Origin of the sequence: Aestuariivita boseongensis (assembly GCF_001262635.1) — a bacterium.
GTDB classification, from domain to species: domain Bacteria; phylum Pseudomonadota; class Alphaproteobacteria; order Rhodobacterales; family Rhodobacteraceae; genus Aestuariivita; species Aestuariivita boseongensis.
Map to the genome: position 1 here is coordinate 30,731 of NZ_JXYH01000020.1, position 22,090 is coordinate 52,820.

Consider the following 22,090-nt stretch of genomic DNA (forward strand, 5'->3'; position numbering starts at 1 on the left):
GGACTGACATGGACATCCCCTTCCGCACCAAACGCATGCTGAATTTCGGCGATTGCGATATCTCGGGCACCGCCTATTTCCCCAGCTACCTCAATATCCTGAACGGCGTGAATGAGGAGTTCTGGCTGCATCTGGGCTGGCCCTGGCACAAGATCATCTGGGAAGAACGCTGGGGCACGCCGACGGTGCATATCTCGTCGAACTTCTCCTCGCCCTCGTTTTTCGGCGAAGAGCTGGAATTCGAGGTGACGGTGCTGAAGGTGGGCCGGTCGTCGGTCACGATCCGCCATGTGATCAGCTGCGAAGGTGAAAAGCGTTGGGATTCCACGCAAGTGCTGGCGGCGTCGGATCTGGACAAACACGTCTCGATCCCCTGGCCCGATGACGTGAAAGCCGCGCTTGAGGCGCTGATCGTTCCACAAACGGAGGAGTGAGGGATTTTGCGAGGCTCTGCCTCGCGCTCCGGGGGTATTTTGGGCCAGAAAGAAGCAAGAGCGCGCATTGCCGCTTCTTTCTGGCGAGATATACCCCGGGGGAGCCCGAAGGGCGGGGGCAGCGCCCCCGATTAGCCCTCGGCTTCCTCTTCATCCCCCTGATCGGCGATCCAGGCGACGCTGACGACCTCTTCGCCTTTGCCAGTGTTGAACACCTTCACGCCGCCCGCGCTGCGGGAGCGGAAAGAGATCCCATCCACCGGCACGCGGATCGACTGGCCCTTGGAGGTGGCGAGCATGATCTGGTCATCCATCTCAACCGGGAAGGAGGCGACGAGTTCGCCGCCACGCATGGCCTTGTCCATCGCCGCCACGCCCATGCCGCCCCGTCCGCGCACGGGATAGTCGTGGGAGGAACTGAGCTTGCCCGAGCCTTGCGCCGTGATCGTCAGGATCAGGTTTTCGGCGGCTGACATTTCGGCATAACGCTCCTGGCTGATCGTTGCCATGGCGTCGCCTTCTTCGGCCTCTTCCGGCACTTCGGTGTCGCCGGCCACGGCGCGGCGCATTTTCAGGTAGGCCGCGCGCTCATCCGCACCCGCTTCGAAATGGCGGATCACGGACATGGACACGACGCGGTCACTGCCCGAAAGCTTGATGCCCCGCACACCGGTGGAATCGCGGCCCTTGAAGACGCGCACATCGGTGGTGCGGAAACGGATGGCGCGGCCCGAGTTCGTGACGAGCATGACGTCGTCATCCTCGGTACAGATGCGCGCGTTCACCATCTGAACGCCTTCGGGCAGTTTCATCGCGATCTTGCCGTTGGATTTGACATTGGTGAAATCCGACAGCGCGTTGCGGCGCACATCGCCCGCGGTGGTGGCGAAGACGATCTGCAGATCGTCCCATTCGTCTTCATCCCGGTCGACAGGCATGATGGCGGCGATCGAGACGCCCTGCGGGATCGGCAGGATGTTGACGATGGCCTTGCCTTTCGACGTGCGCCCTCCCAGCGGCAGGCGCCAGGTTTTCAGCTTGTAGACCATGCCATCGGTCGTGAAGAACAGAAGCTGGGTATGGGTGTTGGCCACGAAGAGGGTGGTGACGACGTCCTCTTCCTTGGTTTGCATTCCCGACAAACCCTTGCCGCCGCGTTTCTGGGCGCGGAAATCCGACAGCGCTGTGCGTTTGATATAGCCGCCCGAGGTGACGGTCACGACCATGTCTTCGCGTTCGATCAGGTCCTCGTCTTCCATGTCGCCGGACCAGTCGACAATCTCGGTGCGGCGGGGGACGGCGAATTGGTCTTTCACCTCGCGCAGTTCATCGGCGATGATGCCCATGATGCGGTCGCGGGAGCCGAGGATTTCCAGGTATTCCTTGATCTTGCCGGCCAGCTCTTCCAGCTCGTCGGTGACTTCTTTCACACCGATCTGGGTCAGGCGTTGCAGGCGCAGATCCAGGATCGCGCGGGCCTGGGTTTCCGACAGGTTGTAGGTGCCGTCGTCGTTCACCGGATGCAGCGGATCGTCGATCAGCTTGAGGTATTCGATGATGCTTTCCGCAGGCCAGCGGCGGGTCATCAGTTTCTCGCGCGCTTCCGCTGCGTCGGCAGACGCGCGGATGGTGGCGACGACCTCGTCCACGTTCGATACGGCCACGGCCAGACCACAGAGAATATGCGAGCGTTCGCGCGCCTTGCGCAGCTCGAACGCGGTGCGGCGGGCGACGACATCTTCGCGGAAGTCGATGAAGGCGGTCAGGAAGCCGCGCAGGGTCAGCTGTTCGGGGCGGCCGCCATTCAGGGCCAGCATGTTGCAGCCGAAGGAGGTTTGCATCGGGGTGAAGCGGAAAAGCTGGTTCAGCACCACCTCCGCTGTGGCGTCGCGTTTGAGTTCGACCACCACGCGCACACCGTCGCGGTCGGACTGATCCTCCACATTCGAGATGCCTTCGATCCGCTTTTCACGCACCGCTTCCGCGATCTTTTCGATCATGGAGGCCTTGTTCACTTGATAGGGGATCTCATCCAGGATGATGGCGTAACGGTCTTTGCGGACCTCTTCGATGCGGGTCTTGGCGCGGATGATGACGCTGCCGCGCCCTTCGAGATAGGCTTTGCGCGCGCCAGACCGGCCCAGCATGATGCCGCCGGTGGGGAAATCCGGGCCGGGAACATATTCGATCAGTTGTTCGGAGCTGAGATCCGGGTCTTCGATCAGGGCCAGCGTGGCATCCACGATCTCGCCCAGATTATGGGGCGGGATGTTGGTGGCCATGCCGACGGCGATGCCGCCTGCACCGTTGACCAGCATGTTGGGGAAACGTGCGGGCAGGACGGTGGGTTCGCGGTCCTTGCCGTCGTAATTGTCCTGGAAATCTACCGTATCCTTGTCGATATCGGCCAGCACGAAGGCGGCGGGTTTGTCCATGCGCACTTCGGTATAACGCATGGCCGCCGGGTTATCGCCGTCCATCGAGCCGAAATTGCCCTGACCATCCAGAAGCGGCAGCGACATGGAGAAATCCTGCGCCATCCGCACCAGCGCGTCATAGATCGCGCTGTCGCCATGGGGGTGGTATTTACCCATGACGTCGCCCACGGGGCGGGCCGATTTGCGGTAGGATTTGTCGTGGGTATTGCCGGTCTCATGCATGGCATAGAGGATCCGGCGGTGCACCGGCTTGAGCCCGTCGCGCAGATCCGGGATCGCGCGGGAGACGATGACCGACATGGCGTAATCCAGGTAGGAGGTCCGCATCTCCTGTTCGATAGAGATGGTGGGGCCGTCATACGCAGGGCGCTCTGGCGGGGTTTCTTCTTCGTTTTCAGGGGTTTCCGGCGTGTCGCTCAACTGTCGTGCCCAATCTTTCAGCGGGGTCTATATGTTGTGTGCACACCTTATCAGAACCCGCATATGGGGTGCAATGATAAGTCATGACTTCCTTTGGCAGCCAAGGGGGTGTTCTGCTAACATACTGTTTTTGTTGAAAACTTCGTTTTTTGTGGAATCATGGACCTGAGGGCGCAGAAAAAACGAGGTCACATGACAAGATGACAGAGACGGAAATGATGCTGAAAGGCTATGGGCTGACCACGGCGGAGATGTTCTATCACATGCCGGATTACACCCATGTGCTGAACACCTTTATCTGGCAGGATTATGATCTGGCGCCGGATCATCCGAAACTGTTTAAATTCATCGAATTCTGGCAGGACGAGATCGAAGGTCCGCTGCATTCGGTGCGCTTCACCCATCGCAAGATGATCAGCCCGGGTGAGTGGCGGAATGTCACCGGGGAATTCCATCTGAACTGAGCGGGGCGCAAGCGTCTTCGAAGACGCTTGGACGCGATTTCGAAATCGCGTGATCAAGCCCGTTCGAACGGGCTTGGCTCACGCTGAACAGCTCGCCCCACCCAGAACGCAGAATTTCGCGCAATGGGGGTGGTTCAACATCACGTCGCGCTCGGCCTGTTCCAGGGTTTCCCCCAATTCGAATTGGGGGTCATAGGGCAGAAGCGTGCAGGCCAGAACGGCCGGCTTTTGGGCGCCCTTGCGCTTGACCACCATGCGAGAGGACGAACACATCACCGCATCGGGCGATTTGTTCAGGATGCCCCAGCAGGCGGTGGTGATTTCCGGCACTTCGACGCTTTCGTCCATTTCCGGGAAAATCACTGTTTCTGCAGGGTTATAGGCGTCGATCTTGAAGTCATGTCTGGCGTAGAGTGCTGCGAATCCGTCGCGCGTCTGTGCCTCGGTCTCCTCCCACATGGAGCGCCCTGCGACGGCCATGCGGAAGCCGTGATCGCGCAGCCATTTCATGCCCTCAAGCGTCTTGTCGAAGCTGCCCACGCCGCGTTCCGCGTCGTGATGGGCCGCGGCATAATGATCGACCGAAATGCGCAGCGTCAGCTTGTCGCCATAGGCGTCCCGCAACTCCAAAAGCCCCGCGCGCATGGATTTGCGCATCATGGGGCGCATGGCGTTGGTCAGGATCAGCACCTCGTATCCGCGCGCCAGGCAGGCGCGGGCCATGCCGATCATCTGCGGGTTCAGGAACGGCTCCCCGCCGGTGAAACCGATCTCGCGTACGCCCCATCGGCGCTCTTCCAACTGGTCTAGGTAATCCGTCACCTCTGCCTCGGTCAGATAGACCAGCGCGTCATTGGTGGGGCTCGATTCGATGTAACAGTTGACACATTCGATGTTGCAGAGCGTCCCGGTGTTGAACCACAGCGTCTGCGGGTTCGTCAGGCTGACACGGGCGCGGTCCTGGCCGTCTGCGGTGACAAGGGGGTCTTTGAACTTGCCGATATTGGCGCGGCCGGTGTCTTTCATGGGGATGTCAGTCTCGTGCGTCTTGGATATCCAAGGCTTAAATCAGAGGCGGGCTGCGGCGAAAACCCGTGATCGCGGGTTTGACACAGTTGTGAAGCGCAACCAGCCTGTTAGGCTGGCCCCGAACAGGAGGCCTATTCGCCATGGTGTCGCGCGTTATTCCGGTTGATCCCTTTGATCTGGTCGTCTTTGGCGGCACAGGTGATCTGGCGCGGCGCAAGATCATCCCGGCGCTGTTTCGCCGGTATTGTTCGGGGCAGGTGCCCGAGGGCAGCCGGATCATCGGCGCGGCCCGGTCCGAGCTGGATCGCGACGGGTTTTGCGACATGGTGGCCGGTGCGATCCGTGAATTCAGCGGGGGGCGCGCCTGCGAGGACGGCACGCTGGAGCGGTTCTTGCAGATGGTCGACTATGTGAAACTGGATGCGTCGGGCGAGGACGGCTGGTCCGAGCTGACCCACCTGATCAAGGAAGACCGCACGCGCGCGTTCTATTTGTCGGTGGGCCCGGCGCTTTTCGGCGATATCGCGGGGCGCATCCGGACCCACGGGCTGGTCAATGATCAGACGCGGATCGTGGTGGAAAAACCCTTTGGCCATGATCTGGAGAGCGCGCAGGCTTTGAATGCCACACTGGCGCAGCATTTCCACGAACGGCAAATTTACCGGATCGACCATTATCTGGGCAAGGAAACCGTGCAGAACCTGATGGCGGTGCGCTTTGGAAATATGCTGTTCGAGCCGCTGTGGAATGCGCAATATGTCGATCACATCCAGATCACGGTGGCCGAAACGGTCAGTATCGGGTCGCGGGGGGAATATTACGACCGCGCGGGCGCGATGCGGGACATGATGCAAAACCACCTGATGCAGCTTTTGTGCCTGATCGCGATGGAGCCGCCCGCGCGGTTCGAGCCGGATTCGGTGCGGGACGAAAAGCTGAAGGTGATCCGTGCACTGGACCCGGTAGAGCCGCACCATATCGTGCGCGGTCAGTTCGATGGCACGGGCGATGAACCGGGATATCGTGAAGAGGTGGGCCATCCCCGGTCGACCACGGAAAGCTATGTGGCGTTGAAGGCGCATATCTCGAACTGGCGCTGGTCGGGGACGCCATTTTATCTGCGCACCGGCAAGAAGCTGGTGGCGCGGTCTTCGGTCATAAACGTGGTGTTCAAGGATGCGCCGCATTCGATCTTTGGCACGGATGCGGGTGGGGCCGCCAATATCCTGTCGATCCGGCTGCAGCCCAATGAGGGCATCACCATGCATGTGACGATCAAGGAACCGGGACCGGGCGGGATGCGGCTGGTCGATGTGCCGCTGGATATGTCTTTTGCCGAGGCTTTGGGGCCCGAGGGCGAAGATCCGCCCGATGCCTATGAGCGGCTGATCATGGATGTGATCCGGGGCAATCAGACGCTGTTCATGCGCGGCGACGAGGTCGAGGCCGCCTGGGCCTGGACCGATCCGATCATCGCGGGCTGGAAGGCGCGGGGGGAAGTGCCCAAACCCTATGACGCCTATTCCAAGGGGCCGCTGGATGCCGATCAACTGATGCGGCGGGACGGGCGCGAATGGCGGGGGATCAAGCCATGAAGATCGTGGATTACGCAGATCGTGAAATGCTGGCGATCAGTCTGGCCAACGAGCTGGCCGGGGATCTGGAAAACGCCTTGTTTCATCACGATACGGTATCTTTCGCGGTGCCGGGCGGCAGCTCTCCGGGGCCTGTGTTCGATGTGCTTTGTGCCTCGGACCTGGATTGGAGCCGGGTGCATGTGATGCTGACCGATGAACGCTGGGTACCGGAGGATCATGCGCGGTCCAACACACGCCTGATCCGCGAACGGCTGCTGACGGGGCGCGCGGCCAAGGCGCGGTTCCTGCCGTTCTATGCGCCTGCGGATCACCCCGAGGATGTGCTGGCCGAAGTGACCGCGCCGCTGGTGCCCGAATTGCCGATTTCGGTTCTGCTGTTGGGCATGGGGGCGGATATGCATACGGCCTCGCTGTTTCCCGGTGCGCCTGGGCTGCGCGCGGCCCTTGCGCCGGACGCGCCTGTTCTGGTGGCGCAGGAGCCGCCCACGCAGGACGAGCTGCGCGTCAGCCTGAGCGCCCATGTGCTGGACGGGGCGATGTCAAAACACCTGCTGATCATGGGGGACGACAAGCGCGAGGCGCTGGAGCGCGCCATGACCCTGCCGCCGGAAGAGGCGCCTATAAACGCGGTTTTGTCTGAAACAACAGTGCATTGGGCGCCCTAGTTGATGTTCGACACACTGCATCTGCTGAAGGACGCGGCGGGCTCTGTCACCATGGCAGAGCTGTTCGAGGCTGACCCGAACCGGGCGGAGCTGTTTTCGGCCCGGACGGGAGACATGCTGTTCGATTACTCCAAAACGACGATCACGCCTGCGGCGCGCAAGGCGCTGATCGCGCTGTGTGACGCGGCGGATTTGGCGGGGCGGCGCGATGCGATGTTTTCGGGCCAGCCCATCAACGAAACAGAAGGGCGCGCGGTGCTGCATACGGCGCTGCGCAATCTGGATGGCGATGCGGTATTGGTGGACGGGCAGGACGTGATGCCCGATGTGCTGGCCACGCTGCGGGCCATGGGCGAATTCACCGATGCCGTTCGCAGTGGCGCGCATCAGGGCGCGGGCGGGTCGATCACCGATGTGGTCAATATCGGCATTGGCGGGTCCGATCTGGGCCCGGCCATGGTGACCGAAGCGCTGCGCCCGTACCACGACGGGCCGCGCTGCCATTTCGTGTCGAACGTGGATGGCGCGCATATCGCCGATACGCTGCGGGGGCTGGATGCCACGCGCACGCTGGTCATCGTCGCGTCGAAGACCTTTACCACGATCGAGACGATGACCAATGCCCGCACCGCGCGGGCCTGGATGATCGACGGCGGCGGCGATCCCGCGCGCCAGTTCGCCGCCGTGTCGACCGCACAAGACAAGACCGCCGCCTTCGGCATCCCCGAGGATCAGGTCTTTGGCTTCGCCGACTGGGTCGGCGGGCGCTATTCGGTCTGGGGGCCGATTGGCCTGCCGGTGATGATGGCCATCGGGAAAGAGGCGTTCTCAAGCTTCCTGCGCGGCGCACAGGCGATGGACCGGCATTTCCGCGCCGCCGATTGGGCCGAAAACCTGCCGGTAATGCTGGCCCTGCAAGGGATCTGGCATCATCAGATCTGTGGCTACCCGACCCGCGCGGTGCTGCCCTATGATCAGCGTTTGGCGCAGCTGCCCGCCTATCTTCAGCAGCTGGAGATGGAGAGCAATGGCAAAGACGTCACCATGGGCGGTGAAGACCTGGCGCAGCCCGCAGGCCCCGTGGTTTGGGGCGCGCCCGGAACCAACGGGCAACACGCGTTTTACCAGCTGATCCATCAAGGCCGGCAAGTGATCCCCTGTGAGTTCATGGTGGCGGCCGAGGGCCATGAGCCGGATCTGGCCCATCACCACGATCTGCTTGTCGCCAATTGCCTGGCCCAATCCCAGGCGCTGATGCAGGGGCGCACACTGGAACAGGCGCGCGCCATGCTGGCGGATCAGTTTGACGGCGCGGAGCTGGAGCGGCAGGCGCGCCATCGGGTCTTTACAGGCAATAGGCCCTCCACCACGCTGATCTATCCGAAACTCACGCCCGAGGTGCTGGGCCAGATCATCGCCGCCTATGAACACCGCGTCTTTGTCGAAGGGGTGATCATGGGCATCAATTCGTTCGATCAATGGGGGGTGGAGCTGGGCAAGGAACTGGCGACGGCCCTCGGCCCGGTCGTCGAGGGCGAAGAGAGCGGCGCGGGGCTTGATGCCTCAACCCGTGCGCTGGTTGACTATATTCACCGCCACAAAGCGTAAGCCACGCCAAGATCATCTTGGCGACTGCTGCTTCTTTCTGGCTCTAAATACCCCCCGCAACAGCGCCGTCCTGTCCCCGCGCGGGTCAGTGCGCAACGGCACCGTCGTGGTTTTGGAAATGGGCGCGCACGGGCTCGGGCAGGGGATAGCGGCCTGATCCGTCGGGATAAAGCGTGACGATCACGCAATCAAAGGTCGCACGTAGCCGTCCGCCGGACCACAGCTCCTGATGCATGGTATAAGAGGTGTTGCGAAAGGCGGTGACACCGGCGGTGGTCACGTAATCCTCGCCCATCAGCATTTCCTCGACATAGCGCACCTCGCCCGAGCGGATGACGACGCGGGGCTGGGGTTCGCCCTTGGGATAAAGGCCCAGCGTATAAAGATCGCCGTAAGCCACCCGCAGGGTTTCGAACCAGGTCATATAGGCCTTGTTGTTCACGTGCCGCAGCACGTCGAGCTCGGCAAAGCGGACCTTGTCGGCCATGGCCAGCGGTTGAGGGGTGGCCATGCCGAAGGCCAGCTGTTCTTCGGGGCTCAGGGCGGTGTGATAGCGCAACGTCATGTAGGCTTGGCTATGCATTCGCGGCGTTAAGAGCAAGCCTCATATTGCCAAACGGATCGGGGCTTGGCAGGGTCGCGCGATATTGGGCCGCGTCGCGAACAGACGGCCTTTCAGCACCGCTTAACGGGGAGGATGCGCATGCTGGGTCAAATGATGACCGCACCGCTTTTGATTTCGTCACTGATCGATCACGCCGCAACCTATCATGGGGGCACGCCCATCGTGTCGGTCAACACCACGGGCGGGGTGGAAAACACCACCTGGGGGCAGGTCGCCACAAATGCGCGCCGCCTGGGATCGGCGCTGACCAGGCTGGGGCTTGAGCCGCAGGCGCGCTGCGCCACGATCGCCTGGAACAACCGCCGGCATCTTGAGATCTATTTCGGCACGTCCGGGGCCGGGTTTGTCTGCCACACGATCAACCCGCGTCTGTTCCCCGAACAGCTGGTTTACATCATCAACCATGCCGAAGACCGGGTGCTGTTCATCGACGAGACCTTCGTGCCGCTGGTTGCATCCTTGGCCGATCAGCTGACCGAGCTGAAACATATCGTACTGATGGGCCCCCGGAACGAGGCGGCAGCCGAAAAGCTGCCGGGCCTGAAATTCTATGACGAGCTGATTGCCGAGGGCGATCCCGCTTTCGAATGGCCGACATTCGACGAAAACACGGCATCCAGCCTGTGTTACACCTCGGGCACCACGGGCAACCCCAAGGGCGTGCTTTATTCCCACCGCTCGACCGTGCTGCATTCCTTCGCGGGCAACACCGCCGATTCGCTGGCGATCACTGCGCGCGATGTGGTGTTGCCGGTCGTTCCGATGTTCCACGTCAACGCCTGGGGCGTGCCCTATTGCGCCGCGATGGTGGGGGCGCAGATGGTCATGCCGGGGCCGAACCTGGATGGGGAAAGCCTGGTGAAACTGATCGACGATTATGGCGTGACGATCGCGCTGGGGGTGCCCACGATCTGGCTGGGGCTGCTGGGCCATGCCAAGGCCGCCGGCAGCAAACTGGCCAGCCTTGAGCGCACGGTGGTGGGCGGGTCGGCCTGCCCGCCGTCAATGATCACGCAGTTCCGCGAGGAATATGGCGTCGATACGATCCATGCCTGGGGCATGTCCGAGATGTCTCCGCTGGGGTCGGTGAACATGCCTTTGGCCAAGCATCGTGCCTTGCCCGTCGAAGAGCAGCACAAGGTCCGCGAAAGCCAGGGCCGCCCACCCTTTGGGGTCGAGCTGAAGATCGTCGATGACGAGGGCAATGACCTGCCCTGGGATGGCAAGACGCAGGGCGATCTGCTGGTGCGCGGGCATTGGGTGCTGGATGCCTATTTCCGGATGGACGATCAGGACATCCTGCAGGACGGCTGGTTTGCCACGGGCGATGTGGCCACGCTGGACCCGGACGGGTTCATGACGATCCGCGACCGGTCGAAGGATATCATCAAATCGGGCGGCGAATGGATCAGCTCGGTCGAGTTGGAAAATATCGCCATCGCCCATCCCGCGCTGCAGGATGCCGCCGTTGTGGGCGTGGCCCATCCGAAATGGGACGAGCGGCCCATTCTGGTGGCCGTCCCGCATGAGGGGCAATCCCCCAGCGCCGAGGAGCTGCTGGCCTTTTTCGACGGCAAGATCGCCAGCTGGCAGGTGCCTGACAAGGTGGTCTTCAAGGATGTGCTGCCGCGCAACGCCACGGGCAAGGTGCTGAAGCGCAACTTGCGGGATGAGTTTGGCGATGTTCTGACGGGCTGACCGCGTCCTGTTTTTTGCTGAAAAATTGACCTCGCGCGGTTTGGCTGCGCGGGGTTTTTTCATTGGTCTTGCCTTTCGCGTTGACTTATCCGACTAATTTAGTCAGATATAAGTCAGCCAAGCCGTCACGCGCTCAGCCAGTTCGATAACCGATGGAGGTTTCACATGTCTGACCGCACCGCCCAGGCGCCGTCGCCCGCCATACCTGTTCATGCGCATCCGCTGCGCGATGTTCTGATGCTGGATCTGCTGCCGACATCGCAGATCGGGCTGATGGAGCGTTTTTTTGACCGGATCGAAAGGGGGGCGGCGCAATGAACCAGATCACGCCAATCATTCTGCGCAAGGGCGAAGACACACCAGCTCGCGCCCCCGTCCACCGGGCCGAGGATCTGACCGCAGGCGGGCAGACAGCGCGGATTTTGCTGGGGGATCAGGTGTATCAGCTGCGGATTACCAAGCTGGGAAAGTTGATCTTAACGAAATAGCGCATAGGATGTGTGCTGAAGGCGCTATGATTGGCTCCTGACTTTTCTGGAGTTGACCATGACCTTCACCACCCGGCCCGATATCACCGGTACCTTCGGGGTTGTCACCTCGACCCATTGGATGGCCAGTGCGGTGGGGATGCGATTACTGGAACGCGGCGGGAACGCCTTTGACGCGGCCGTGGCCGCGGGGTTCGTGCTGCAGGTGGTTGAGCCGCATCTGAACGGCCCGGCCGGCGAATTTCCGGCGATCTTCCAGAAACCGGGTGAGGCGCCGCAGGTTCTGTGCGCGCAGGGAACTGCACCGGCGGGGGCGACAATCGCCCATTACCGCGCCCAGGGGCTGGAGGCGGTGCCGGGCTCGGGCCTTTTGGCCACGGTGATTCCCGGCGCCTTCGACGGCTGGATGCTGATGCTGCGCGATCATGGCAGCAAACGGCTGCGCGATGTGCTGGAACCGGCGATTTATTATGCCCGGCACGGCCACCCGGTTTTGCCGCGTGTTTCATATACAATCAAAGGCTTGGCAGGCTTCTTTGAAGCAGAATGGCCAGGATCTGCCGCCACCTGGATGCCTGGCGGTCAGGCCCCCGAAACGGGACAGCTTTTCGCCAATCCGCGGCTGGCCGACACCTATGAGCGCATCCTGACCGAGGCGGAGACGGCGAAATCCCGCACCGCCCAGATCAACCTGGCGCGCCGCATCTGGCGCGAGGGTTTCGTGGCCGAGGCGGTTGATCGCTATATCCGCGACACGGAAGCCATGGACGCAACGGGCGAGGCGCATCGCGGCGTTCTGAGCGGTCAGGACATGGCCGGTTGGGAGGCGACATATGAAAGCCCGGTCAGCTTTGATTACGAGGGCTGGACAGTGTTCAAGACCGGGCCATGGGGTCAGGGGCCGGTGCTGCTGCAATCGCTGTCGCTGTTGGGCTATCATGACATTGCCGCGCGCGACCCGCGTGGGGCGGATTTCGTCCATCTGGTGACCGAGGCGATGAAGCTGTCTTACGCGGATCGAGAAACCTATTACGGGGACGGGGCGGCGGTGCCATTGAACCGGCTTCTGGATCCGGCCCACACCGCGCAGCGGGCGCGGCTGATCGGGCCGCGCGCCTCGCTTGAGCAGCGGCCCAGCCGGTTGGAGGGGTTGGAACACCTGGCCGACGCAATGATCGCCCGCGCCGCCCGCAGCGTGAGCGAAGGCGGCGTCGGCGCGGGGGAGCCGACCATGGCCCATCTATCAGATCGGCGCGGCGACACGGTGCATCTGGATGTGATTGACCGCTGGGGCAATATGGTGGCGGTGACGCCCTCGGGCGGGTGGTTGCAATCGAACCCGGTGATCCCGGATCTGGGCTTTGCGCTGAACACGCGCGCGCAGATGTTCTGGCTGGAGGAGGGGTTACCGCAGTCGCTGGCCCCCGGCAAACGGCCGCGCACGACGCTGTCGCCCTCGCTGGCCCATGGGCCCGGGGGGGAGGCGCTGGTCTTTGGCACGCCCGGTGGCGATCAGCAGGATCAGTGGCAGCTGATCTGGTTCCTGCGCATGGCCCATCACGGCATGGGTCTGCAGGAGGCTATCGACGCGCCGCTGTTCCACACCAGCCATTTCACCGGATCCTTCGCGCCCCGTGCCGCCACACCGGGGTCTTTGATGGTGGAGCCGGCCCTGGGCGCGGATGTGATCGCCGATCTGCGCACGCTGGGCCACGATGTCACCGTGGCCGAACCCTGGACCGTGGGCCGTCTGACCGCCGCGCGGCGCGGGGCGGACGGGCTGTTGAGCGCGGCGGCAACGCCCCGGATGATGCAGGCCTATGCGGTGGGGCGTTAGCGGCGCTTGCGCTTTGGCGCGGGGCTGCGCTTAATCGCCCGGACATGAGGAGGGGCGCATGATCACGCAATATAACTGGAACACCTCGAACGGGTACAAGATCGCCATCGCGCTGGAAGAGATGGGGTTGGAGAACCACATTCACCCCATCAATATCGGCGCGGATGAGCAGTTTTCAGATATGTTCGCGCAGCTCACGCCCAATGCGAAAATCCCCGTGATCACCGATGAGGATGGCCCGGATGGGGCGCCGGTGACGATGTTCGAAAGCGTGGCGATCCTGATCTATCTTGCGGAAAAGACGGGGAAATTCTGGGTGAGTGATGCGCGCGCGCGGCTTGAGGGGGTGCAATGGCTGCTGTGGCAGGCATCCGGGCTGGGGCCGAATTTCGGGCAGCTCCATCACTTCAACAATGTGGCGCCGGACGATCAGACCTATTCGCGGGAGCGTTTCACCACTGAGGTACGCAGGCTTTACGGCGTGCTGAATGCGCGGCTTGAGGGGCGGGATTTCATGCTGGGCGATTATACGATTGCCGATATGAACATCTGGCCCTGGGTGTCGCGCCATGCCTGGCAAAAGGTGGATCTGGCCGAGTTTCCCAATGTGGAGCGGTGGTTCAACGCCATCGGCGCGCGCTCTGCGGTCATCAAGGCGCGCGCCGATCTGGATGCCGCTTGTGCCGCGGCCAAGGGTTAGGCGGTCAGAAACGCCGCGATTTCGGCCAGTTCGGATTGCTGAACCTCGTGCCCGCCGGGATGGGTGTGGCGGCTGACGGTGCTGCCCTGACCTTCGAACCAGGCGGCCAGTCGGTCAGACAGCGGCAAGGGGCAGATCGGATCGCGCGCACCTGCGGTGATCAGGATATCCTTGTCTGCGAGGCCCGGCTGCGGCGCGGGATCGAAGGGGATCAGCGGGTGCATCAGCACGGCGCGGTCGAAAAGATCGGGGCGGTCAAAAAGGACCGCGGCGAGGATGTTCGCCCCGTTGGAATAGCCCAGGCCGATCATCGGGCGGTCTTCAAGGCCCTGACGCATCGCGGCGATGAAATTCCCCATCTTTTCCGTGCGTTGCGCGAGGTCGTTCATGTCGTAAACGCCTTCGCCCGTGCGCCGGAAAAACCGCGCGGCTCCCATTTCAGATACATCCCCGCGCGGGGCGATCAGCGTGGCCTGCGGCAGGATATCGGACAGCAGGCCGGTAAACTGATGTTCGTCCCCGCCGGTGCCGTGGAAGGCAAAAACAACCGGCGCATTCGCTGCGCCGTCGTTGCGGTAATGCAGATAAAGATCGCTGGACATCGTCTTCATATCCTTTGAAAAAAAGGGCGCGGCGGGTTCCGCGCGCGCCCTTTGTGCCCGTCAGTTGAGTGGTGGCAGGATCGCTTCGATCCGGTCGCGCAGATGGGCGTGCTGCGTGGGAAGTTTAAGGGCCTGACCCAGGTTCGCGGTGTCTTCGTCGCGGTCAAAGCCGGGTTCATTGGTGGCGATCTCGAACAGGATCCCGCCGGGGGTGCGGAAATAGATCGCCCAGAAGTAATCCCGGTCGATCACCGGGGTGACCTGGTATCCGGTGTCCATCAGCTGTTTGCGCACCTCAAGCTGGGCTGCACGGTCTTCCACGGCAAAGGCGATGTGGTGGACCGATCCCGCGCCCTGCCGAGCCATGGGGGCAGAGGGCATCTGGTGCAGGTCGATGCGGTCTGCGCCATTGCCGCCGGGCAGCACCATGCGTGTCATGTCGCCCTGGCGGTCGGCGACCTCATAACCCATGAAGCGCAGCAGCTCTTCGCTGGCGGCGCTGTCCTGCACGCGGAAGCGGGCGCCGTGAAAACCTTTGATCCCGGCCTCTTCCGGGACATCGGTGCCGGTCCAGGGGGCGCGGGTATCGTCTGCAACCTCAACCAGGGAGAAGCCGTCGCCATCGGGGCCGGCAAAGCGCAGGCGGGTTTCACCAAAAACGGTTTCGCGGCCAAGGCCCTTCACGCCCTGATCTGCAAGCCGGGTTTCCCAATAGCCGATCGTGCCCGGGGCCACGGCGAATTCGGTATCGCCGACCTCGCCCGCGCCGGGTTTGCCGGGGGCCATATGGGGGAAGGGGAAATAGGTCATCACCGAGCCGGGCGTGCCGACCTCATCCCCGTAATAGAGGTGATAGACGTCCGGCGCGTCGAAATTCACCGTTTTCTTGACCCGGCGCAGGCCTAGGGTCTGGGTGAAAAAGTCGTTGTTTTCCTGTGCATTGCCCGCCATTGAGGTGACGTGATGCAGGCCTTTGATCTGGGTGATCATGCTGACATCCTTTTGCTGATCTGTTCGCTTGCATCGGATATGGCGCAGGTGCGCCGTTTCGTGTAGTGGGATAATGTTCAATTCAATATTGCGGAAAACGTAATAATGCGCGACCTCCATGCCCTGCGCCTGTTTCTGTCAGTGGCCCGCGATGCCAGCTTTGCCGAAGCCGCGCGGCGGATGGGCACGACGCCGGCTTCGGTCACGCGCGCCATCGCGGCGCTGGAGGAGGAGTTGGGCACCCAGCTGTTCGTGCGGACCACCCGCAAGGTGTCGCTGACGTCAGAAGGGGCCGCCTTTGCCGCGCGCATCGGCCATCTGGTGACTGATCTGGACGAGGCGATGGACAGTCTGCGCCACCGGGATGCCACGGCACATGGGGATCTGCGCCTGTCGGTGCCGGTGTCCTTCGGGTTGCGGGTTCTGCCCGATATTCTCCAGCGGTTCCGGCTGAGCCATCCGCAGGTGCGGCTGAGCGTGGATATGACAGACCGGTTTGTCGATATTCTGGATGGCAGTGTGGATCTGGCGGTGCGCATTTCGGGCCCGCCCGAGGATCGGTCGACCATCTGGCGCAAGATCTGCGGGGTGGAGCGGCTTCTGGTCGGTGCGCCAGAGGTGCCGGAGGCCGCCATCCGAAGCCCCGATGATCTGCGCGCGGAGCGTTGCCTGAGTTACGGTTCGGACCCGGCGGGGGAAAAGTGGTCGTTGAGCCATGGGCGCGAACGGCGCAGTCTGCGGGCGGGGCGTGGATTTTCCAGCAACAATGGTGATCTGCTGGCGCAGATGGCCGAGCAGGGGGCGGGCGTCGCTTTGCTGCCCCGGTTCATCGTGGCGACCGGGCTGGAGGCGGGCCGGCTGGTGCATGTGCTGCCCGACTGGCGGCCTGATCCGCTGTGGCTGACGCTGTATTACCCGCCCTATACCAAGCTGCCGCCGCCGGTTGCGGCCTTTTCCGCCTTCTTCGAGGAAGAGATCCTGAAGGGCGGATTTTCGGCTTAGAAACGAAACCAAACCCTGCGGGAGATATCGCCCTTTTTGCCGATTCGCAGAATCCGGAATCGGGCAAATCCTGTGCGAAAACCTGTCCTGCTCGGGGCGGGGCGGTTGTCCCTGAGATGCGCAAAAACCGTGCTGGTTGTGCCATCTGTGCTGGATTGGCGCGGCCTTGGCAACAATTGCCACAGATTCGCCGTGTTGTGAGCTGTTTTTGCGGATTTTCCCCTTGGTATTAACGCCAGGTCGGAAACACTGTGTTCATTGATAATTTGCGCGAAATTCTGCGCAAATCTGATAGGTTAATCATGGCGAAAACGTGGCCGAGATGGGGCACACGCGCCAGCCGCTTTCTGACGGGGATGGATGTTCAGAGGCGGTGTAAGTGGTTCCGGCAATCTGCTGTGCCGGGTGTTTTTTGGAATAGGTCTGCCGTTTCGCGCGTATGCGTGGATCCCGAATGTATCGGCCTGGCTGAAGACCATTGCTGTGGGGGGCAATGATGAAGGATTTCGCGCGTGACGACGTGTTAACGTCTGCCGTGCCCAAGTTTGGTGCGCCTGCGCAACCGGCTTTGTCGTTGCAGGACGCGCGGGTCCTGCCAGGTGGGGGAGCCGATCTGCGCCCGTCCGACCGGGCGGGCTATCGCGCTTGGGGCAAACGGGGTTTGGACATCGCTTTGGTGCTGCTCAGCCTGCCGGTCACGGTGCCGATCATCCTGATCAGCGCGTTGGCGTTGTGGATTGAAGGCGGGTTGCCGTTTTACACGCAGGATCGCCTGGGCCGGAACGGCAGGCGGTTTCGCATCGTCAAGCTGCGCACGATGGTGCGCGATGCCGATGAGCGGCTTGAGGACATTCTGGCTTCGGACCCCGCGTTGCGCGCGGAATGGGATGACAGCCAGAAGCTGAAGAACGATCCGCGCATTACGCGGGTGGGACAACTGTTGCGCGTCACGTCGATGGATGAGCTGCCGCAGCTGTGGAACGTGCTGAAGGGCGAGATGACGTTGGTGGGCCCGCGCCCGATGATGCCGCAGCAATTGCCGCTTTATGGTGATCCGCGGGCCTATTTCGCGATGCGGCCCGGTCTGACCGGGGCCTGGCAGGTCTCGGCGCGCAATGAAAACGGGTTCGAGACACGGCGGAGCTTTGATGCGCAATACCATGGCTCGCAAAGCCTGGGGGCGGATCTGGCGATCATGTGGCGCACATTGGGTGTGGTGCTGCGGCGGACGGGCTATTGAGGTGGGGTATGGCCCCGGATGAGTGAGAGTTGACGAGTGATGGCCGGACGTGCCCGATGACCCGAAGGGGCAGGGCAGGACAGGCCGGTAAGACAGAAAGGGAGGCGCGGGAGATGAAAGATTCCTATGTGCTTCGACCCGAGATGAAGACCGACAAGAGCTTGGACAGCGATACCGATTGGGTTGTGATCCGGCGCCGCAAAGCGCCGGGTATGGCTGTTGAGGAAGCGACTGCGCCGGAACCCGTCACGAATTTGCCCGAACCGGCAGAAGACATCAGCCGCGGGGCGGAGCCGAAGCTTCGTGGGCAAGACGCGCTGGCCTCCGACAGTGTTGAAGAGACGACAGTTGAAGCGGATGACACCGTTTTCGACGTTCCGGCCGAGGGTGCTTTTGCCGCGCAGGGCGTGCAGGAGCCCTCGGAACCGCGCGCGCCCTTTGCCCTGGGCGCTGACCACGCGGTCCCTGCCGAAGACGAGTTGTTGATGGACATGTATTCCCCGCAAGAGCTGTGGGCCATGCTGCCTCGCATCCAGTTGGGCGCGCGTTTGGATGGCCGGCCCGCGCGGGGCGGATTGCCGTCGCTGATCGAATATTTCCGGGCCGATCCCATTGCCAAGGGGTTTGACCTGCTGCGCACCCGTCTGGTGCGGACGATCCGCGCCTATGGCTGGCGCCAGATCGCGATTGTCTCGCCCACGCCCGGCTGCGGCACCACCTTCACGGCGGTGAACCTGGCGCTGAGCCTGTCGCGCGTGCCGGGCAGCCGGACGATCCTGATGGACATGAACCAGCGCAGCCCCGGCGTGGCCGAGGCGCTTGGCGTGCGCCATCCGCACCAGTTGGATGCGTTCCTGTCAGGCAAATCCGAGCTGGACGAATACCTGGTGCGCCCGGGTGAAACCCTGGCCGTGGGGCTGTCGGATGCGCCCAATCCGCTGGCCTCGGAGATGCTGTATGATCCGCTGACCGGCGTGGTTCTGGACGAGATGATCGACGCGCTGGACCCGGATCTGGTGATCTATGACCTGCCGCCGATGCTGTCCCATGACGATCTGGCGGCGTTTCTGCCGCAGGTGGATGGCGTGTTGCTGGTCGCCGATGGCACCCAGACGCTGCCTGAACATATCTCGGCCTGTGAGCGTATCCTTGAGGGGCAGACCCAGCTTCTGGGTGTCGTCCTGAACCGGGGGCGCGCGGAAGGGAACGCGGATCTGATCGTCTGATCCTTGCCGATATGGCGCCATGGGAAATTTCGCATTTGTCATAGTTTCGCCCGTTTGTTCTGATAGTTATGCGCGTAATGCCCTGCGACAAATGCGGGGGTTCGAGCAGTCAGAGCGCCGAAAACGGCGATTGGGATAGGCAAATGGGGCCGATTTACACTCTGGAAGATGTGATCGACATGCTGCGCCGTCGCGCCATGCTGGTCTTTGCCGTCACCGTATTGGGTGCGCTGGCTGCGGTCTTTCTGGCGCTGTCGACCCCGCATGAATACCAGGCGGTCGAGGTCATTCAGGTGGAACGCCCGCTGATTGCCGACGAGATGGCGCCGTCGATTGTCGAGGGGTCCTCGGGGCGGCGGCTGCAAAGCGTGCAGCATCAGATGACCTCGCGCGGCACGCTTCTGGATATCATCGAACACTACGGGATCTATGACGATCTGCCTGCCATGAGCCTGGCCGAAAAGGCGCAGGCACTGCGTGAAGCGATCCGGCTGGAGGGGGTGGCGGCGGCACGCGACGGGACGCTGGACGATGGCGAGCTGTCGGCGCTGACCATCGTGGTGCGTCTGGGCGATCCGCGTCAGGCCCAGCAGGTTGCACGGGAGATTTCGCAGCGCACGGTCGAGCTTTATGCCGCGCGGCGCATCGACGAGGCGACGACCACGCTGCAGTTTTTCTCCAATCAGGAGGAGCAGCTGTTCGGTCAGCTGCAGGCGCTGGAGGATGAAATCGCCGAGTATCGCGCGGGCCAGCAGATCAGCCTGCCGGGATCGGTGGAATTCACACGCACGCAGATTGCCGCGCTGAGCACAGCCCTTCTGGATATCGAGCGCGAGATGATCGGCGTGCAGCGTCAGCTGGACCAGATCGACACCGAAGAACGCCGTCAGGTGACGGTGGAGCGGGAGGTGCGTGCGCTGGAGGCCGAGCTTTTGAACCTGCGCGAACAGCGCGCGCTTTTGGAGGCGCGCCAGTCTGCGCTGACCGCGTCGCTTGAAACCTCGCCCGAGGTGGAGCGGCGTCTGGGCGATTACGAGCGCGAATTGGCGCAGCTTCGGGAACAGTTCGACGTGGTGTCGACCCGGAAGGCCGAGGCCGAGGTGGCCCTGCGGCTGGAGACCGAGCGGAAATCGGAACGTCTGGTCATTCTGGAGCAGGCCGATATCCCCGAACATCCCGTTACGCCCAGCCGCAAGCGGACGGTCATTCTGGGCACCGGCGCGGCGATGATCCTGGGTGTGGTTCTGGCCTTCCTTCTTGAGCTGCGCCATCCGGTGATCCGCACGGCCCAGCAGATGGAGCGCGAGATTGGCATCACACCCGTGATCACCCTGCCCAATGTGGCCGTCAGCCGTCGCAAACCCGGACGGCTTGCGCGGTTGCGCGCCTGGTTCAACGGGCAGGTGCCGGTGACGACGCAATCGGAAAAGCCGCGCAAGATGCGCCAATCCTAGCGCTGCGTCTTACGCGCCGATCATGGGGCGGATCGCGTCGAAATTCATCCAGATCGCGGCGGCGCTGAGGACCAGAACCACGCCGAACCACAGCAGATCATGGCGCGGATCCCAGACATGGTGGCTGCGCGCCAGCCAGATCAGCACCGGATGGGCGCAGATCAGCGCAAGGCCAAAGCCCACGATTGCGCCCACCAGCCCGAAGGTTGTGACACCGATCAGCAGGAAGCCCACCTGCAGCGTTGCGCGGGTGGCGTTGAAGACGAAATACTGGCGTGAATCCCCTGCGGCCAGCGCGGCGTTGTCATAGGTCACGCCGACGGCTTGGATCATCTTCACCGCTGCGATCAGCGTCACGATCCCGCCCGCAAGCAGATACCGGTCGTCATAGAGCTGCCCGACAAGCCACGGCCCGCCAAAGGCGAGCAGCGCCAGCATCGTCACAAGGCCGCTGGTGGCGACATGGCGCATGCGGGCCAGTTTGCGGAAGTTCTCGGGGCTTTCGCGGGGCGGGCGCTCGCGATAAATCGGGATCAGCATCCGGTGCGCCAGCGTGATACCCAGCGCGATGGGGAAGCTCGCCAGGAAATAGCCGATATTGTAGATGCCCAGCAAATCCAGATGCAGGTATTTGCCCAGCACCGCCTTGTCGCCCTGCGTGGTGAAGAAGAAAAACGCGGTGGACAGGAAGATCCATTTGCCGAAACCGAAAAGCTCGGTCACCGCGCTGCGGTCCCAGCGCAGGCGGTTGTGTTCTCCGGGCAGGAAGGCGTGGTTCAGGATCAAAAGCACAAGCGCCTGGATCACGGTGCCCAGAACCAGCGCAAAGACCGAACGCGTGGCCCAGGCCAGCGCGATCATCACTGCCAGACCGATGACCTGGGATGTCAGGTCCAGCGCGGTCACACGGCCGACCGCCAGGTGGCGCTGCGCGGTGGCGACACGGGTGGGTTGCAGGCCCAGGATCAGCAGCGACAAGCCTGCCACGGGCAGGTAGCTGGCCAGCAGCGGTTCGTCATAGAAATCCGCGATGGGCCCCGCCAGGACCCAGGTCAGCGCAAAAAGCACCACGCCCCGGATGATCTGCAGCGTCCAGGCCGTGTTCAGAAAATCCGGATCGTCGCCGCGCTTGGATTGGGAGATGGCCGGGAAGATCCCCAGATCCGAGAACAGCGCAAGTCCGATCGTCACCATTGTGACCAGCGCCATCAGTCCGAACGCTTCGGGAAAGAGGATCCTCGTCAGGATCAGGTTCGACGCCAGCCGCAGCGCCTGACCGGCCCCGTAGCCCACGGTGATCCACGAGGCGGATCGCAGGATGCGCGCCATCAGCCCCGAGCCGTGGATATACTCTGCCAAGCGTGCCATCTGTCCCCGACCGCTGTTCTTGCCTGCGACGCTAGGCCTGCCATGAACCGGCGTCAATCAAGGGTGAAACCGGTGCGGCGGCTTGTGTCATTCTTGTCGGATTTCCCAGGAAAATCGCGGGTTTGGCGAAACAGTGCCGCGGGCTTTGGCGGATTGATGCTAAGGCTGGGGGCGTGTCTTTCCAGCGCCGATTTCAGTCGCTAG

The 22,090-nt window shown here is 62.7% G+C and carries 20 protein-coding genes; 14 read left to right on the forward strand and 6 right to left on the reverse strand.

Going from position 1 to position 22,090, the window contains the following annotated elements; genetic code table 11:
* Positions 1-8 precede the first annotated feature (8 nt).
* Positions 9-434 carry an acyl-CoA thioesterase gene (locus TR61_RS09850; protein WP_050929814.1) on the forward strand — a complete coding sequence of 142 codons (426 nt, stop codon included), beginning with the start codon at positions 9-11 and terminating at the stop codon, positions 432-434.
* A gap of 131 nt (positions 435-565) precedes the next feature.
* Here TR61_RS09850 and gyrA read toward each other — a convergent pair whose 3' ends face one another.
* A complete protein-coding gene (gyrA, locus tag TR61_RS09855) occupies positions 566-3,292 on the reverse strand; it encodes a DNA gyrase subunit A (protein WP_050929815.1) in 2,727 nt (908 codons plus the stop codon).
* 200 nt (positions 3,293-3,492) lie between these two features.
* On the opposite strand from gyrA, the gene TR61_RS09860 reads away from it, so the two are divergent.
* Positions 3,493-3,756 carry an usg protein gene (locus TR61_RS09860; protein WP_050929816.1) on the forward strand — a complete coding sequence of 88 codons (264 nt, stop codon included), beginning with the start codon at positions 3,493-3,495 and terminating at the stop codon, positions 3,754-3,756.
* A gap of 78 nt (positions 3,757-3,834) precedes the next feature.
* On the opposite strand, the gene TR61_RS09865 is transcribed toward TR61_RS09860, so the two are convergent.
* On the reverse strand, positions 3,835-4,782 hold the full coding sequence (locus TR61_RS09865) for a radical SAM protein (protein WP_050929817.1): 948 nt from the start codon (positions 4,780-4,782) through the stop codon (positions 3,835-3,837).
* Positions 4,783-4,925: 143 nt separating this feature from the next.
* Here TR61_RS09865 and zwf point away from each other — a divergent pair, with 143 nt between their 5' ends.
* From zwf to pgi, 3 genes are read left to right on the forward strand one after another with little or no spacing between them, the layout of a single operon-like run.
* On the forward strand, positions 4,926-6,380 hold the full coding sequence (gene zwf / locus TR61_RS09870; RefSeq protein ID WP_050929818.1) for a glucose-6-phosphate dehydrogenase: 1,455 nt from the start codon (positions 4,926-4,928) through the stop codon (positions 6,378-6,380).
* A complete protein-coding gene (pgl, locus tag TR61_RS09875) occupies positions 6,377-7,048 on the forward strand; it encodes a 6-phosphogluconolactonase (protein WP_050929819.1) in 672 nt (223 codons plus the stop codon). The genes zwf and pgl overlap by 4 nt, the downstream gene beginning before the upstream one ends.
* 3 nt (positions 7,049-7,051) lie before the next feature.
* Entirely contained in the window at positions 7,052-8,656 is a 1,605-nt protein-coding gene (gene pgi / locus TR61_RS09880; RefSeq protein ID WP_050929820.1) for a glucose-6-phosphate isomerase, read from the forward strand.
* Between the two features lie 85 nt (positions 8,657-8,741).
* Here the strand turns inward: pgi and TR61_RS09885 are convergent, their stop codons facing one another.
* Positions 8,742-9,221, reverse strand: a complete 480-nt coding sequence (locus TR61_RS09885) for an acyl-CoA thioesterase (protein ID WP_050929821.1) — start codon at positions 9,219-9,221, stop codon at positions 8,742-8,744.
* A 138-nt stretch (positions 9,222-9,359) separates the two neighbouring features.
* Here TR61_RS09885 and TR61_RS09890 point away from each other — a divergent pair, with 138 nt between their 5' ends.
* The 5 genes from TR61_RS09890 (at position 9,360) to TR61_RS09900 (ending at position 14,004) form a co-directional block, all read left to right on the forward strand.
* Positions 9,360-10,979: a long-chain-fatty-acid--CoA ligase gene (locus tag TR61_RS09890; RefSeq protein WP_050929822.1), complete on the forward strand. Its 1,620-nt coding sequence runs from the start codon at positions 9,360-9,362 to the stop codon at positions 10,977-10,979.
* Positions 10,980-11,144: 165 nt separating this feature from the next.
* Positions 11,145-11,297, forward strand: coding sequence for a hypothetical protein (locus tag TR61_RS19910; RefSeq protein ID WP_157440879.1), 153 nt, complete (start codon positions 11,145-11,147; stop codon positions 11,295-11,297).
* On the forward strand, positions 11,294-11,467 hold the full coding sequence (hemP, locus tag TR61_RS19650; protein WP_082181911.1) for a hemin uptake protein HemP: 174 nt from the start codon (positions 11,294-11,296) through the stop codon (positions 11,465-11,467). Before TR61_RS19910 ends, hemP begins: the two co-directional genes overlap by 4 nt.
* Positions 11,468-11,525: 58 nt before the next feature.
* Positions 11,526-13,304, forward strand: coding sequence for a gamma-glutamyltransferase family protein (locus TR61_RS09895; protein WP_050929840.1), 1,779 nt, complete (start codon positions 11,526-11,528; stop codon positions 13,302-13,304).
* A gap of 58 nt (positions 13,305-13,362) precedes the next feature.
* On the forward strand, positions 13,363-14,004 hold the full coding sequence (locus tag TR61_RS09900) for a glutathione S-transferase family protein (protein ID WP_050929823.1): 642 nt from the start codon (positions 13,363-13,365) through the stop codon (positions 14,002-14,004).
* Here TR61_RS09900 and TR61_RS09905 read toward each other — a convergent pair.
* On the reverse strand, positions 14,001-14,606 hold the full coding sequence (locus tag TR61_RS09905; RefSeq protein WP_050929841.1) for an alpha/beta hydrolase: 606 nt from the start codon (positions 14,604-14,606) through the stop codon (positions 14,001-14,003). The genes TR61_RS09900 and TR61_RS09905 overlap by 4 nt on opposite strands.
* Before the next feature lie 60 nt (positions 14,607-14,666).
* The gene (locus TR61_RS09910; RefSeq protein WP_050929842.1) at positions 14,667-15,596 is read right to left on the reverse strand and encodes a VOC family protein; all 930 of its coding nucleotides are present in this window, start codon (positions 15,594-15,596) and stop codon (positions 14,667-14,669) included.
* A gap of 105 nt (positions 15,597-15,701) precedes the next feature.
* Between TR61_RS09910 and TR61_RS09915 the strand changes: the two genes are divergently transcribed.
* From TR61_RS09915 to TR61_RS09930, 4 genes are all read left to right on the forward strand, one after another.
* The gene (locus TR61_RS09915; protein ID WP_050929824.1) at positions 15,702-16,598 is read left to right on the forward strand and encodes a LysR family transcriptional regulator; all 897 of its coding nucleotides are present in this window, start codon (positions 15,702-15,704) and stop codon (positions 16,596-16,598) included.
* Between the two features lie 496 nt (positions 16,599-17,094).
* Complete coding sequence (locus tag TR61_RS09920) at positions 17,095-17,838, forward strand: sugar transferase (RefSeq protein ID WP_050929843.1); 744 nt, start codon at positions 17,095-17,097, stop codon at positions 17,836-17,838.
* 113 nt (positions 17,839-17,951) lie between these two features.
* Positions 17,952-19,064 (forward strand): CpsD/CapB family tyrosine-protein kinase, encoded by a 1,113-nt coding sequence (locus TR61_RS09925; RefSeq protein ID WP_050929825.1) that lies wholly within the window; start codon positions 17,952-17,954, stop codon positions 19,062-19,064.
* A 143-nt stretch (positions 19,065-19,207) separates the two neighbouring features.
* Positions 19,208-20,518, forward strand: a complete 1,311-nt coding sequence (locus tag TR61_RS09930) for a GumC family protein (protein ID WP_050929826.1) — start codon at positions 19,208-19,210, stop codon at positions 20,516-20,518.
* A gap of 9 nt (positions 20,519-20,527) precedes the next feature.
* Here the strand turns inward: TR61_RS09930 and TR61_RS09935 are convergent, their stop codons facing one another.
* Positions 20,528-21,886 carry an oligosaccharide flippase family protein gene (locus tag TR61_RS09935; RefSeq protein ID WP_050929827.1) on the reverse strand — a complete coding sequence of 453 codons (1,359 nt, stop codon included), beginning with the start codon at positions 21,884-21,886 and terminating at the stop codon, positions 20,528-20,530.
* Positions 21,887-22,090 lie beyond the last annotated feature (204 nt).

Excerpts from the sequence above, each read along its gene's own strand:
- TR61_RS09890 (WP_050929822.1), top strand. The coding sequence starts at position 9,360 with ATGCTGGGTCAAATGATGACCGCACCGCTTTTGATTTCGTCACTGATC.
- pgl (WP_050929819.1), top strand. The coding sequence starts at position 6,377 with ATGAAGATCGTGGATTACGCAGATCGTGAAATGCTGGCGATCAGTCTG.
- TR61_RS09920 (WP_050929843.1), top strand. The coding sequence starts at position 17,095 with ATGAAGGATTTCGCGCGTGACGACGTGTTAACGTCTGCCGTGCCCAAG.
- TR61_RS09850 (WP_050929814.1), top strand. The coding sequence starts at position 9 with ATGGACATCCCCTTCCGCACCAAACGCATGCTGAATTTCGGCGATTGC.
- TR61_RS09910 (WP_050929842.1), bottom strand. The coding sequence starts at position 15,596 with ATGATCACCCAGATCAAAGGCCTGCATCACGTCACCTCAATGGCGGGC.
- TR61_RS09895 (WP_050929840.1), top strand. The coding sequence starts at position 11,526 with ATGACCTTCACCACCCGGCCCGATATCACCGGTACCTTCGGGGTTGTC.
- TR61_RS09885 (WP_050929821.1), bottom strand. The coding sequence starts at position 9,221 with ATGACGTTGCGCTATCACACCGCCCTGAGCCCCGAAGAACAGCTGGCC.
- TR61_RS19910 (WP_157440879.1), top strand. The coding sequence starts at position 11,145 with ATGTCTGACCGCACCGCCCAGGCGCCGTCGCCCGCCATACCTGTTCAT.
- TR61_RS09865 (WP_050929817.1), bottom strand. The coding sequence starts at position 4,782 with ATGAAAGACACCGGCCGCGCCAATATCGGCAAGTTCAAAGACCCCCTT.
- hemP (WP_082181911.1), top strand. The coding sequence starts at position 11,294 with ATGAACCAGATCACGCCAATCATTCTGCGCAAGGGCGAAGACACACCA.
- TR61_RS09935 (WP_050929827.1), bottom strand. The coding sequence starts at position 21,886 with ATGGCACGCTTGGCAGAGTATATCCACGGCTCGGGGCTGATGGCGCGC.
- pgi (WP_050929820.1), top strand. The coding sequence starts at position 7,052 with ATGTTCGACACACTGCATCTGCTGAAGGACGCGGCGGGCTCTGTCACC.
- TR61_RS09860 (WP_050929816.1), top strand. The coding sequence starts at position 3,493 with ATGACAGAGACGGAAATGATGCTGAAAGGCTATGGGCTGACCACGGCG.
- TR61_RS09925 (WP_050929825.1), top strand. The coding sequence starts at position 17,952 with ATGAAAGATTCCTATGTGCTTCGACCCGAGATGAAGACCGACAAGAGC.
- TR61_RS09930 (WP_050929826.1), top strand. The coding sequence starts at position 19,208 with ATGGGGCCGATTTACACTCTGGAAGATGTGATCGACATGCTGCGCCGT.
- TR61_RS09915 (WP_050929824.1), top strand. The coding sequence starts at position 15,702 with ATGCGCGACCTCCATGCCCTGCGCCTGTTTCTGTCAGTGGCCCGCGAT.
- zwf (WP_050929818.1), top strand. The coding sequence starts at position 4,926 with ATGGTGTCGCGCGTTATTCCGGTTGATCCCTTTGATCTGGTCGTCTTT.
- TR61_RS09905 (WP_050929841.1), bottom strand. The coding sequence starts at position 14,606 with ATGTCCAGCGATCTTTATCTGCATTACCGCAACGACGGCGCAGCGAAT.
- TR61_RS09900 (WP_050929823.1), top strand. The coding sequence starts at position 13,363 with ATGATCACGCAATATAACTGGAACACCTCGAACGGGTACAAGATCGCC.